This is a genomic window from Pseudomonas sp. Pseusp97 (genome assembly GCF_047304025.1).
Classification (GTDB): Bacteria; Pseudomonadota; Gammaproteobacteria; order Pseudomonadales; family Pseudomonadaceae; genus Pseudomonas.
Genome location: NZ_JBGLYK010000170.1, coordinates 1 through 12,844, shown reverse-complemented (window position 1 = coordinate 12,844; position 12,844 = coordinate 1). Strand labels below are relative to the sequence as shown.

Sequence of the window (12,844 nt, the reverse complement as noted above, 5' to 3'; positions counted from 1 at the left end):
AGCTTGCTCGCGAACAGAGTCCGCAGCGGGGCTTGTTCGCGAGCAAGCTCGCTCCTGCGAAAAGCGATTCCGGCGACAAATCCCAGGCAAAAAGAAACCGCCCCGGAGGGCGGTTTCTTCGACTGCGTCAGTCGCGGTTGCGGGTCAGCAGCGCAGGGCGCTCGGTCTTGCGGCGCGGTTCCAGCTCTTCCAGCTGCTCCGGCGTCGGGAAGCGGTCGGTGCGGACCAGGTCGCGCTTGTTGATCACTACCGGCTGGCGGGTCGGCTTGGCGGCGCCGTACTCGCTCGGCTCGCGCAGCGGGGCGTCGTTCATGCGCGAGGCCGGAGCTTTGCCGCCGCGCTTGCGCTGGCCAGCCTTGCCCTGGGCGTTGCCGCCCTGGCCTTGGCCCTGGGTGCGACCGCCGCCGTTAGGCTTCTTGGCGGCACGGCCCTGGCCTTGTCCCTGACCCTGGCTGCGGCCTTGGCCGCTTCCGCCCTGGCCGCCGCCCTGACCACCTTGGCCGCGGGCGCGTTGCTGGCCCTGACCCTGGTTCTGGCCTTGAGCTTGCCCCTGACCGCCACGGCGGCGCTGGCCGCGTTGCTGGTCCTTGTCCGGGAACGGGCTGACGTAGTCGGCGCGATTGCCGAAGTTGTCGAAGTCGTCGTCGAGGAATTCTTCCGGATCGCGGTTGCCATCGACCTTCGGTGCGCGAGCCGGCTTGGCCTGCTGCTGGCCGCCCTGGCCCTGCTGCTCTTTCTGCTGGCGCGGCGGACGGGGCTCGCGCGGTTCGCGCGGCTCACGAGCCTGAGCATTGGCGTTCGGCTGAGCGTCGCCGCCCTGGCCGTCGCCCTTCTTCTTGCCGCGACCGCCGCGACGGCGGCGCTTGCCGGCCGGTTTGTCGCCGTCGGCGGCTTCGCCTTCAGCGGCAGGGGCTGCGTTCTGCTGCTCCTCGGCCTGCGGCTTGTCCTTGTTGCGGTCCTTGCGCTCGCCGCGCTTGGCCTTGTCCTTGCGCGGCTGGCGCTGGGGAGCTTCCTTCGGCTCGGGCTGCTGGACTTCCGGCAGCACGGCGTCGGGATCGAAGCCCTGCATGTCGCCATCGGGGATGCGCTGCTTGGTCAGGCGTTCGATGGCCTTGAGCAGCTTGTCCTCGTCCGGCGCCACCAGCGAGATGGCTTCACCGGTGCGACCGGCGCGGCCGGTACGGCCAATGCGGTGAACGTAGTCTTCCTCGACGTTGGGCAGCTCGTAGTTGACCACGTGGGGCAACTGGTCGATGTCCAGGCCGCGGGCGGCGATGTCGGTGGCGACCAGGATGCGCACGTCGTTGGCCTTGAAGTCGGCCAGGGCCTTGGTGCGCGCGTTCTGGCTCTTGTTGCCGTGGATCGCGGCGGCCGGCAGGCCATGCTTGGTCAGGTATTCGGCGAGGCGGTTGGCGCCGTGCTTGGTGCGGGTGAACACCAGCACCTGCTCCCAGGCGCCCATGGTCACCAGGTGCGCGAGCAGGGCGCGCTTCTGTACCGACGGAATGCGGAACACCCGTTGTTCGATGCGCTCGACGGTGGTGTTCGGCGGGGTGACCTCGATGCGCTCCGGGTTGTGCAGGAGCTTGTTGGTGAGGTCGATGATGTCTTTCGAGAAGGTCGCCGAGAACAGCAGGTTCTGGCGCTTGGCCGGAAGCTTGGCGAGGACCTTCTTCACGTCATGGATGAAGCCCATGTCGAGCATGCGGTCGGCTTCGTCGAGGACGAGGATTTCCACGCGGGACAGGTCGACGCTGCCCTGGCCGATCAGGTCGAGCAGGCGGCCGGGACAGGCGACCAGGACATCGACGCCCTTGGACATCGCCTGGACCTGCGGATTCATGCCGACGCCGCCGAAGATGCAGGCGCTTTTCAGGGGCAGGTCGCGGGCATAGATCTTGAAGCTGTCGTGCACCTGGGCAGCCAGCTCGCGGGTCGGGGTCAGTACCAGGACGCGGGCCTGGCGCGGGCCATGGCGGTGTTCGCGGTCCGGGTGGCCTTCGGGGAACAGGCGTTCGAGCACCGGGAGGGCGAAGCCGCCGGTCTTGCCGGTGCCGGTCTGGGCGGCAACCATGAGGTCGCGGCCTTGCAGTACGGCGGGGATGGCGCGTTCCTGGACGGGAGTGGGGCGCGCGTAGCCGGCGGCTTCAACGGCGCCAGCCAGGGCCTCGGAGAGACCGAGGGAAGTAAAGGACATGCGGGGTTCCTGTAGGCCGGCGACCTGCCGGCTCGAGGGCGCGTGATTTCAGGCTCGGGGCGAGCGCTCAGCCGTTGGCTGGAAGCACCCCGTCCACGATACGCCGGCGTTGCGCTGGCCGGGATCGCGGACGGTAAGCCCGGAGCAATGATCCTCAGCGGGGGAGCTTGAGGTTGTTCCAGAGCGCCAGGCTGGGTTCAGCCTGGTTCAGGGTGTAGAAATGCAGACCGGGTGCTCCGCCTTCGAGGAGGCGTTCGCACATGTCGGTGATGACCTGCTCACCAAAGGCCTGGATGCTGGCGATGTCGTCGCCGTAGGCTTCCAGCTGCTTGCGAATCCAGCGGGGGATTTCCGCGCCACAGGCGTCGGAGAAGCGGGCCAGTTTGGTGTAGTTGGTGATCGGCATGATACCCGGTACGACCGGAATGCTGACACCGAGTTTCTCCGCACGCTCGACAAAATGGAAGTAGCTGTCGGCGTTGAAGAAGTATTGTGTGATGGCAGAGTCGGCGCCGGCTTTGACCTTGCGCACGAAATTCGCCAGATCATCCTCGAAATTGCGCGCTTGTGGGTGAACTTCCGGATAGGCGGCAACTTCGATGTGGAAGTGATCGCCGGTTTCGGCGCGGATGAAGTCCACCAGTTCGTTGGCGTAGCGCAGCTCGCCGCTGGCCATGCCCATGCCCGAGGGCAGGTCGCCGCGCAAGGCGACGATGCGGCGGATGCCGGCATCCTTGTAGTGCGCCAGCAGGGCGCGCAATTCGCCCTTGGTGTCGCCGACGCAGGACAGGTGCGGTGCGGTCGGTACCTGCACTTCGCCGTCCAGCTGCAGCACGGTGGTCAGCGTGCGGTCGCGAGTGGAGCCGCCGGCACCGTAGGTGCAGGAGAAGAAGTCGGGCTTTTTCGCGGCCAGCTGGCGCGCGGTGGCCAGCAGTTTTTCATGGCCGGCTTCGGTCTTGGCGGGGAAGAACTCGAAGCTGAAACGGCGTTCTTTCTGACTCATGGTCGTTCCTTCGGCGCCGCGTCATCGCGTGGCTGCCGGCATGTGCCGTCGACTTCAGAAGTAACGGCGGTAGTTGTCTATCTTCGTGCGCAGTCGCTCGGCGCTGGGCTCGTGCGCATGGCCGAGGGCGTCCAGGATGCGCTGCGACTCCGCGTGGTAGTCGGCGATCCTGCTCCGCGCCCAGGTCGAGGGTGGCGGCAGCAGGTTGGTTATCCGGTCGCACAGCTTGACGATCGCATACTGCGGCGCGGCGGTCGCCAGCCTTTCGAGGTAAATGTGCAATGGCAACTTCTCGCCATTCACCACCTTGCTCAGGCATTGCGTACCTTCGGCGACGAACTTGCCGAAACGCGTCTGCAGTTCCTCGAAGGGCACCGCGGTGTCTTCGAGCACATCGTGCAGCAGGGCGATCTGGACGGTCTCCGCCAGGCGCTGGATGGGCGCTTCGCGGTCGGCCGCCATCACTTCGTTGGCCACCATCGCCAGGTGGACCGCGTAGGGCAGCGTCGAGCCGGTCAGCGTCTGTCCGGCGTGAGCGCCGGCGGCGAAGAGCCAGGCCTGGTTGTAGCTGTCCTGCAGATCCATGGGGCACCAGATGGCAAAGAGGGCAGACGATTGCTCGTCTGCCCCCTGGTACATCAGTAGCGGTAGGTGTCCGGCTTGAACGGGCCTTCCACGGTTACACCGATGTACTCGGCCTGTTTCGGGGTCAGCTGGGTGACGACGCCACCGAAGCCTTTGACCATTTCCAGGGCCACTTCTTCGTCGAGTTTCTTGGGCAGCACTTCGACGGTCAGGCGCTCGGCTTTCTTCTCGGCAGAGAGGTCGGCGTACTTCTGCTCGAACAGGAAGATCTGCGCCAGCACCTGGTTGGCGAAGGAGCCGTCCATGATGCGGCTCGGGTGGCCGGTGGCGTTGCCCAGGTTCACCAGACGGCCTTCGGCCAGCAGGATCAGGTAGTCGTCGTTGGCCGGGTCGAAGTCGCCAGCGCCGGTGCGGTGGATCTTGTGCACCTGCGGCTTGACCTCTTCCCACGCCCAGTTCTTGCGCATGAAGGCGGTGTCGATCTCGTTGTCGAAGTGACCGATGTTGCACACCACGGCGCGCTTCTTCAGCGCTTTGAGCATGCCGGCGTCGCAGACGTTGACGTTGCCGGTGGTGGTGACGATCAGGTCGATCTTGCCCAGCAGGGCTGCGTCGACGCTGGCTTCGGTGCCGTCGTTCAGGCCGTTCTTGTACGGGGAAACCAGCTCGAAGCCGTCCATGCAGGCCTGCATGGCGCAGATCGGGTCGATTTCCGAGACCTTGACGATCATGCCTTCCTGGCGCAGGGACTGGGCGGAACCCTTGCCCACGTCGCCGTAGCCGATCACCAGGGCCTGCTTGCCCGACAGCAGGTGGTCGGTGCCGCGCTTGATGGCGTCGTTCAGGCTGTGACGGCAACCGTACTTGTTGTCGTTCTTGCTCTTGGTGACAGCGTCGTTGACGTTGATCGCCGGGACTTTCAGGGTGCCGGCCTTGAGCATGTCGAGCAGGCGGTGCACGCCGGTGGTGGTCTCTTCGGTGATGCCGTGGATGCGCTCGAGCATCTGCGGGTATTTCTTGTGCAGGATCTCGGTCAGGTCACCGCCGTCGTCCAGCACCATGTTGGCGTCCCACGGCTGGCCGTCCTTGAGGATGGTCTGCTCGATGCACCACTCGTACTCGGCTTCCGTCTCGCCTTTCCAGGCGAACACCGGGATGCCGGCGGCGGCGATGGCGGCGGCGGCCTGGTCCTGGGTGGAGAAGATGTTGCAGGACGACCAGCGCACTTCGGCGCCCAGTGCGGTCAGGGTCTCGATCAGTACCCCGGTCTGGATGGTCATGTGGATGCAGCCGAGGATCTTCGCGCCTTTCAGCGGCTGGCTGGCGGCGTACTTGCGGCGCAGGCCCGTCAGAGCCGGCATTTCGGACTCGGCGATGATCAGCTCGCGGCGGCCCCAGGCGGCCAGGGAAATGTCGGCGACTTTGTAGTCGGTGAAACCGGCAGGCGTCATGACAGCGCTCATGCGTAACTCTCCATTCGTTGTCTGCGAATGGGCGCCGTTGATGCGTTTGGCGATCGGCGGATGCCGACCGTGACGCGCCCCATCCGAGCCTGACAAGCCGAAGCGAATCGACCTGCTGCAGCGCCCCTCGGACAGGTGGCGGGAACGACCGGGCAGTGCCGGTCGTTATTGAAGCCTGCGGATTATAGCCATGGCGCATGACAAGCCAAAGGCTTTTGGTCGCGTTCGCGCAATGGATCGCGGCCGGGATCCCCGCCGCGCCCGCGCCAGGGGCCGTGAAAACCCTGGCGCGGGCGACGTTCGGGGATCGTTGGGCGCCCGTAGGAGGGGCGCCGATAGTCAGTCGTAGGGCGGATAAGGCGGCACGCCTTATCCGCCGCTCCGGGCTTTGGAGCCGACGGGCGGCGGATAACGCCTGGAGCGCTATTCGCCCTACCAGTGATTCATTGCAAGGTGGCGGGAGTCAGATGACGCCAGCGTCGCGCAGCTTGCCGATGGCCGCCTGGTCCAGGCCGAGCACGCCTTCGAGGATTTCCTGCGTGTGCTGGCCGAGGGTCGGCGGGGCGTTGCGGTATTGCACCGGGGTCTCGGACAGGCGGATCGGGCTGGCCACCTGCGGCACGCTGCCGGCCAGCGGGTGCGGCAGGTCCACGCGCAGGCCGCGGGCGATCACCTGCGGGTCGGCGAAGACCTGCGCCAGGTCGTTGATCGGGCCGCATGGCACGCTGGCCTGTTCCAGCAGCGTGATCCACTCGGCGGTGGTGCGCATCACGGTGGCCTGGCGGATCAGCGGGATCAGCACCTCGCGGTGCGCCACGCGCGCCTGGTTGGTGGCGAAGCGCTCGTCGGTGGCCCATTCCGGGTGGCCCGCCAGTTCGGCGAACTTGCGGAATTGCCCATCGTTGCCGACGGTGAGAATGAGGTCGCCGTCGGCGGTCGGGAAGTCCTGATACGGCACGATGTTCGGGTGCGCGTTGCCCAGGCGACGCGGCGGGTTGCCGGTGGTCAGGTAGTTCAGGGTCTGGTTGGCCAGGCAGGCGACCTGCACGTCCAGCAGCGCCATGTCGATGTGCTGGCCGATGCCGCTGACGTCGCGGTGGGCGAGGGCGGCGAGGATCGCGGTGGACGAATACAGGCCGGTGAGGATATCGGTCAGCGCGACGCCGACTTTCACGGGACCTGCGCCTTCCTCGGCGTCGGAGCGGCCGGTCAGGCTCATCAGGCCGCCCAGGCCTTGGATCATGAAGTCGTAGCCGGCGCGCTTGGCGTAGGGGCCGAACTGGCCGAAGCCGGTGATCGAGCAGTAGATCAGCTTCGGGTTCAGCGCTTTCAGCGACTCGTAGTCCAGGCCGTAGGCTTTCAGGCCGCCGACCTTGAAGTTCTCCAGCACGATGTCCGACTGCGCGGCGAGTTCACGCACCAGGCGCTGGCCTTCGGGCTGGGTGAAGTCGATGGTCAGGGATTTCTTGTTGCGGTTCGCCGACAGGTAGTACGCCGCTTCGCTGGTGTCGCGGCCGTCCGCGTCCTTGAGGAACGGCGGGCCCCAGGCGCGGGTGTCGTCGCCGCTGCCGGGGCGCTCGATCTTGATCACTTCCGCGCCGAGGTCGGCGAGGATCTGCCCGGCCCAGGGACCGGCGAGAACGCGGGAGAGGTCGAGGACACGGATATGCGAAAGGGCGCCGGACATGCAATCACCTGCAACGTGAAAAGGGGCGGGGAGGGCGCAGTGCGGGGACGCCACGGTCCTCCCCGGGGCCTCTCGGGCGAGAGGTAAATCGGTCGCCAACCCGGCTCTTGATGAGAGTCGGGCTGGCGCGGGCGCTAGCTTAGAAGAAGGCCTGGATGCCAGTCTGAGCGCGGCCGAGGATCAGCGCGTGGACGTCGTGGGTACCTTCGTAGGTGTTCACCACTTCCAGGTTGACCAGGTGGCGGGCAACACCGAACTCGTCGGAGATGCCGTTGCCGCCGAGCATGTCGCGGGCCATGCGGGCGATGTCCAGGGCCTTGCCGCAGCTGTTGCGCTTCATGATCGAGGTGATTTCGACGGCGGCGGTGCCTTCGTCCTTCATCCGGCCCAGGCGCAGGCAGCCTTGCAGGGCGAGGGCGATGTCGGTCTGCATGTCGGCCAGTTTCTTCTGGATCAGCTGGTTGGCGGCCAGCGGGCGGCCGAACTGCTTGCGGTCCAGGGTGTACTGGCGAGCGGTATGCCAGCAGGCTTCGGCGGCACCCAGGGCGCCCCAGGAGATGCCGTAGCGGGCGGAGTTCAGGCAGGTGAACGGACCGCGCAGGCCGCGCACGTCCGGGAAGGCGTTCTCTTCCGGGCAGAACACGTTGTTCATCACGATCTCGCCGGTGATCGAGGCGCGCAGGCCGACCTTGCCGTGGATCGCCGGGGCCGACAGGCCTTCCCAGCCTTTTTCCAGGACGAAGCCGCGGATCTGGCCTTCGTCGTCCTTGGCCCAGACCACGAAGACGTCGGCGATCGGGCTGTTGGTGATCCACATCTTGGCGCCGGTCAGGCGATAGCCGCCGTCGACTTTCTTGGCGCGGGTGATCATCGAGCCCGGGTCGGAGCCGTGGTCCGGCTCGGTCAGGCCGAAGCAGCCGATGTATTCGCCGCTGGCGAGCTTCGGCAGGTATTTCTGCTTGGTGGCTTCGTTGCCGAACTCGTTGATCGGCACCATGACCAGGGAGGACTGCACGCTCATCATCGAGCGGTAGCCGGAGTCGATGCGCTCGACTTCACGGGCGATCAGGCCGTAGCACACGTAGTTCAGGCCGCTGCCGCCGTATTGCTCGGGAATGGTCGCGCCGAGCAGGCCGGTTTCGCCCATCTCGCGGAAGATCGCAGGGTCGGTCTGCTCGTGGCGGAAGGCTTCCAGCACGCGCGGGGCCAGCTTGTCCTGGGCGAACTGCTGGGCGCTGTCGCGCACCATGCGCTCTTCTTCGGTGAGTTGCTGATCCAGCAGCAGCGGATCTTCCCAGTTGAAGCTTGCTTTGGTCGCCATGGAGAAACCTCGAACGCAGACGGTGAATGACCCGCACAAGTCTAGGCGGGCTCGGTGCGGGCCATCCTAGTCAGCCGTCGGGAAGCCGGGCAACCGACTAATTCGCACGCTGTTGTGCTATTTTGTCACTCCGTAATCGCCAGGTTGATGCGAGTTTTTCCGGAATTCCTTCTATGTCGGGCGTTCCTGGCCAATTCTGTGCATCACGATATTCCGAAGAGGCATTCGATGCGCCGCAAGATACCGACCACCGCCGCGCTGGTCGCCTTCGAATCCGCCGCCCGCCACGAGAGCTTCACCAAGGCTGCCGACGAGCTTTCGCTGACCCAGAGCGCCATCTGCCGGCAGATCGCCACGCTGGAGGAGTTCCTCGGCGTCGAGCTGTTCCGCCGCTCGCGGCGCGGGGTGAAGCTGACCGAGGCGGGGCTCAACTACAGCCGTCGCGTCGCCCAGCGCCTGGACGCCGTGGAGCGCGACACCCTGGCGGTGATGGGGCAGCAGGGCGGTGGCACGCTGGAGCTGGCGGTGGTGCCGACCTTCGCCACCCAGTGGCTGCTGCCGCGGCTGAAGGACTTCAAGCGCCTGCACCCGGAAGTCACGGTCAACCTGACCAACCGCACCCGGCCTTTCCTCTTCGCCGACACCGAGTTCGACGCCGCGCTGTATTTCGGCGATGGTGTATGGTCCGGTACGGTCGCCAACTTCCTCATGCACGAGAACCCGGTGCCGGTGTGCAGCCCCGAGCTGCTCGGCGGGCAGCTGGAATTGTCCGCCGCGCAGATCGCCGAGCTGCCGCTGATGCAGCAGACCACCCGGCCCTATGCTTGGCGCCAGTGGTTCGGCTCCCTGGGCATGAGCGTGTCGCACGACATGAGCGGCACCCGCTACGAGCTGTTCTCCATGCTCGCCCAGGCGGCCATGCACGGCATGGGCGTGGCGCTGATCCCGCCGATGCTGATCCAGCAGGAACTGGCAGACGGCCGGCTGATCGTGCCGATGCAACATGCCTATTTGAGCGAGAACGCCTATTACCTGATGATTCCCGAACGCAAGGTGGAGTCGGCGACCCTGGGCGCTTTCCGCGACTGGCTGGTCGACGAGGCGGCGCGCTACCGCGCCGAAGCTGGCCTTGGCTGAGCCATGGCAAGCCGGCGGGCGCCGGCCGGGTCCAGACTTGCACAGCCGGCGGGGCTTTCCCCGTCATCGCGCTCACGAGGCGCAACCTCCCAAGAAGGAGCTTCCATGAATTTCCATACCCGCAAATGGGTCAAGCCTGAAGACCTCAACCCGAACGGCACCCTGTTCGGCGGCAGCCTTCTGAAGTGGATCGACGAAGAAGCGGCGATCTACGCCATCGTCCAGCTGGGCAACCAGCGCGTGGTCACCAAGTTCATCTCGGAGATCAACTTCGTCAGCTCCGCACGCCAGGGCGACATCATCGAGCTGGGCATCACCGCCACCGAGTTCGGTCGCACCTCGATCACCCTGACCTGCGAAGTGCGCAACAAGATCACCCGCAAGAGCATCCTCACGGTCGACAAGATGGTCTTCGTCAACATCGGCCCGGACGGCCAGCCGGCGCCCCACGGGCGCACCGAGATCAAATACATCAAGGACCAGTTCAAGGACGACGCCATTCCGCAGCCCTGACGGCTGACTCGCCAAGGTGATTGCCAGCGTGCCCGGAGCCAAGCCGAACCGCGGCGAAAACCTTTGCATTTGCGTCGATTGAATGTGAGCCTGTGCCCGCCCACGGCGGGCATGGGCCGACGCTGCTCCCCGCCGATCTTGCAGGCTGACTGCATCAGAACAACGACCGGGGAGAGACCATGCACACCACCTTCGCATCCGCGCTGCGCCAACTGGCCGTGGCCACCTGTGCCAGCCTGCTGCTGGCCGGCGCCGCGCAAGCCGCCGCGATCAAGGCCGACACCAAGCCCGAGGCCGGCACCTTCAAGATGGGCATGCAGCCCTGGCTGGGCTACGGCCAGTGGTACGTCGCCGAACAGGCCGGCGCCTTCAAGGCCAATGGCCTGGAGCAGGTCGAGCTGGTCAACTTCACCGAAGACAAGGACATGAACGCCGCCCTCGCCAGCGGCCAGATCGACGGCGGCAACCTCGCCACCCACACCGCCATGGCCATGGTCGCCGCCGGCCTGCCGGTGAAGATCGTCCTGCTGCTGGACCAGAGCACCAGCGCCGACGCGCTGATCGTCGATCCGTCGATCAAGACCCTGACCGACCTCAAGGGCAAGCAGGTCGCCTACGAAGAAGGCACCACCAGCGACATCCTCCTGCACAGCGCCCTGCGCAAGGCCGGCCTGACCATCGCCGACGTGCAGCCGGTGCCGATGCCCGCCGCCAACGCCGGCAGCGCGCTGATCGCCGGGCAAGTCCCGGCCGCCGTGACCTACGAGCCGTACCTGTCCGCCGCCAAGCAGCAGAACCCCAAGGTCAACCTGCTGTACAAGGGCTCGGACGATCCGGGCATCATCAGCGACGTGTTCGTGGTCCGCGACGAAGTCCTGAAGGAGCGTCCCGGCCAGGTGCTGGCGCTGATCAGGAGCTGGGAAGCCGGCCTCAAGCACTACAACGAGAAGGGCGCCGAAGGCCGCGCCGCCATCGCCAAGGGCGTGGGCGCCGATGAGTCCGAGCTGACCAGCGCCTTCGACGGCGTGCACTTCTACTCGGTGAAGGAAAACCAGGCCGAGCTCAAGGGCGCCTTCCAGAAAGGCTCGTTCGAGCACATCCAGAAGGCCGCCAGCGAAGCCGGCATCCTGCAGCAGCCGGTCACCCCGGCGCAGGCCATCGACGCACGTTTCGTCGAGGCGCTCTGATCCTCTGATCCATTGATCTGCCGAGACTTGGCGCGCGCCGGCCCTGAGCTGATGCGCGTCGTTCTCCGCTCGCCGAGCCCGACATGAAAGTCCGCAAAGCCAACCCGCTGTTCACCATCGGCAAGCCGATCGCGCAGCGCCATTTCCTGCTCATCGGCGGCGCCGTGTTCGTCCTGCTGGCGCTGCTCTGGTGGCTGGCCGGCGCCAGCGGCGCGGTGCCGAAGATATTCCTGCCGGCGCCTGGCGACGTCTGGGCGCGCATGCTCAAGCTGGCCGCCGACGGCACCCTGTGGGCGGACCTGAAGGTCAGCGTGTACCGCATTGCCGTGGCCTTCCTGGTGTCCTCGGCGATGTCCATCGTGATCGGCGTGTTCGCCGGCTGCTACGGCTTCTGGAAGGCCGCCACCGAGCCGCTGGTGGACTTCGTGCGCTACATGCCGGTGGTCGCCTTCGTCCCGCTGACCATCCTCTGGGCCGGCACCAGCGACTTCCAGAAATTCCTCATCATCTGGATCGGCACCTTCTTCCAGCAGGTGCTGATGGTGATGGACGCGATCAAGCGCGTGCCGGCGGACTTCGTCGGCCTCGGCCGCACCCTCGGCATGCCGGATCGCCGCATCCTCCTGAAGATCGTCCTGCCCAGCGCGCTGCCGGGCATCTGGGACGCCCTGCGGATCAGCCTCGGCTGGGCCTGGACCTGGCTGGTGCTGGCCGAGCTGGTGGCTGCGACCTCGGGCCTGGGCTATCGCATCACCGTGTCCCAGCGCTTCTTCCAGACTGACACCATCATCGGCTACATCCTCCTGCTGGGGTTCCTCGGGCTGGTCACCGACCAGGCCATGCGCGCCGGCGAGAAGGTCCTGTTCCGCTACAACCGGAGGCGCAGCTGATGGCGACCCTGGAAATCTGTGGCCTGAACAAGAGCTTCGCGGTCGGCAAGGAGCGCCGCGAGGTGCTGCGCAACATCGACCTGACCCTGGCGGACAACGAATTCGTTTCCATCGTCGGCACCTCGGGTTGCGGCAAGAGCACGCTGCTGTCCATCGCCGCCGGCCTCGAGGAGTTCGACAGCGGCAGCGTGAAGGTGGATGGCGTGCCTATCACCGGGCCGGGCCTGGACCGTGGCGTGGTGTTCCAGTCCTACACCCTGCTGCCCTGGCTCACCGCGCGGCAGAACGTCGAGTTCGCCCTCAAGGCGGCTGGCCTGTCCCGCGCGCAGTGCCGCGAGATCGCCGACGAGCACCTGGCGCTGGTGAAGCTGACGAAGTTCGCCGAGGCCTACCCGAACGAGTTGTCCGGTGGCATGAAACAGCGCGTGGCGATTGCCCGTGCGCTGTCCTACCGACCGAAGATCCTGCTGATGGACGAGCCGTTCGGCGCGCTGGATGCCATGACCCGCCACCAGATGCAGGAGCTGCTCACGCGCATCTGGGAAACCCACCGGCTGACCGTGATGTTCGTCACCCACGACGTGGAAGAGGCTGTCTACCTGTCCGACCGCATCGTGGTGATGGGCCTGGGGCCGGGGCGGATCAAGACCACCTTCGACGTGAAGCTCGGCCGCCCGCGCCATGAGGACATGGCCGCCAGTGCCGATTTCATCGACCTGCAGCGCCAGGTGCTGCGTTCGATCCGCGAGGAAGAGCAGGGCGTCGCCGCCCTGTAGCGCTCAAGGGTATGCGCTTACCAGCGGCCGGAGGCACCGCCGCCGCCGCTGGAGCCACCGCCGCCCCGGAAGCCACCGCCTCCAC

Annotated in this window: 11 protein-coding genes and 1 riboswitch; of the genes, 5 read left to right on the top strand and 6 right to left on the bottom strand. The window is 66.4% G+C overall.

Annotated elements, in window-relative coordinates; translation table 11 throughout:
• Positions 1-127: 127 nt before the first annotated feature.
• The 6 genes from ACCC94_RS22180 to ACCC94_RS22155 all read right to left on the bottom strand — a co-directional run bounded on the left by ACCC94_RS22180 (position 128) and on the right by ACCC94_RS22155 (position 8,256).
• Complete coding sequence (locus ACCC94_RS22180) at positions 128-2,197, bottom strand: DEAD/DEAH box helicase (RefSeq protein WP_413351709.1); 2,070 nt, start codon at positions 2,195-2,197, stop codon at positions 128-130.
• A 154-nt stretch (positions 2,198-2,351) separates the two neighbouring features.
• Positions 2,352-3,200, bottom strand: a complete 849-nt coding sequence (metF, locus tag ACCC94_RS22175) for a methylenetetrahydrofolate reductase [NAD(P)H] (protein ID WP_413351708.1) — start codon at positions 3,198-3,200, stop codon at positions 2,352-2,354.
• A 54-nt stretch (positions 3,201-3,254) separates the two neighbouring features.
• The gene (locus ACCC94_RS22170; protein ID WP_413351707.1) at positions 3,255-3,785 is read right to left on the bottom strand and encodes an HD domain-containing protein; all 531 of its coding nucleotides are present in this window, start codon (positions 3,783-3,785) and stop codon (positions 3,255-3,257) included.
• A gap of 53 nt (positions 3,786-3,838) precedes the next feature.
• Entirely contained in the window at positions 3,839-5,248 is a 1,410-nt protein-coding gene (gene ahcY, locus ACCC94_RS22165; RefSeq protein WP_413351706.1) for an adenosylhomocysteinase, read from the bottom strand.
• A gap of 22 nt (positions 5,249-5,270) precedes the next feature.
• A riboswitch (S-adenosyl-L-homocysteine riboswitch) is annotated at positions 5,271-5,383 on the bottom strand.
• 328 nt (positions 5,384-5,711) lie between these two features.
• Positions 5,712-6,935, bottom strand: a complete 1,224-nt coding sequence (locus tag ACCC94_RS22160) for a CaiB/BaiF CoA transferase family protein (protein ID WP_413351704.1) — start codon at positions 6,933-6,935, stop codon at positions 5,712-5,714.
• A 139-nt stretch (positions 6,936-7,074) separates the two neighbouring features.
• Complete coding sequence (locus ACCC94_RS22155; protein ID WP_413351702.1) at positions 7,075-8,256, bottom strand: acyl-CoA dehydrogenase; 1,182 nt, start codon at positions 8,254-8,256, stop codon at positions 7,075-7,077.
• 228 nt (positions 8,257-8,484) lie between these two features.
• On the opposite strand from ACCC94_RS22155, the gene gcvA reads away from it, so the two are divergent.
• From gcvA to ACCC94_RS22130, 5 genes are all read left to right on the top strand, one after another.
• The gene (gene gcvA / locus ACCC94_RS22150; protein WP_413351701.1) at positions 8,485-9,393 is read left to right on the top strand and encodes a transcriptional regulator GcvA; all 909 of its coding nucleotides are present in this window, start codon (positions 8,485-8,487) and stop codon (positions 9,391-9,393) included.
• A gap of 105 nt (positions 9,394-9,498) precedes the next feature.
• Positions 9,499-9,906, top strand: coding sequence for an acyl-CoA thioesterase (locus tag ACCC94_RS22145; RefSeq protein ID WP_015479269.1), 408 nt, complete (start codon positions 9,499-9,501; stop codon positions 9,904-9,906).
• A gap of 179 nt (positions 9,907-10,085) precedes the next feature.
• On the top strand, positions 10,086-11,093 hold the full coding sequence (locus ACCC94_RS22140; protein WP_413351699.1) for an ABC transporter substrate-binding protein: 1,008 nt from the start codon (positions 10,086-10,088) through the stop codon (positions 11,091-11,093).
• 83 nt (positions 11,094-11,176) lie between these two features.
• Complete coding sequence (locus ACCC94_RS22135) at positions 11,177-11,983, top strand: ABC transporter permease (protein WP_413351698.1); 807 nt, start codon at positions 11,177-11,179, stop codon at positions 11,981-11,983.
• The gene (locus tag ACCC94_RS22130) at positions 11,983-12,759 is read left to right on the top strand and encodes an ABC transporter ATP-binding protein (RefSeq protein ID WP_413351697.1); all 777 of its coding nucleotides are present in this window, start codon (positions 11,983-11,985) and stop codon (positions 12,757-12,759) included. Before ACCC94_RS22135 ends, ACCC94_RS22130 begins: the two co-directional genes overlap by 1 nt.
• The last annotated feature ends 85 nt before the right edge of the window (positions 12,760-12,844 follow it).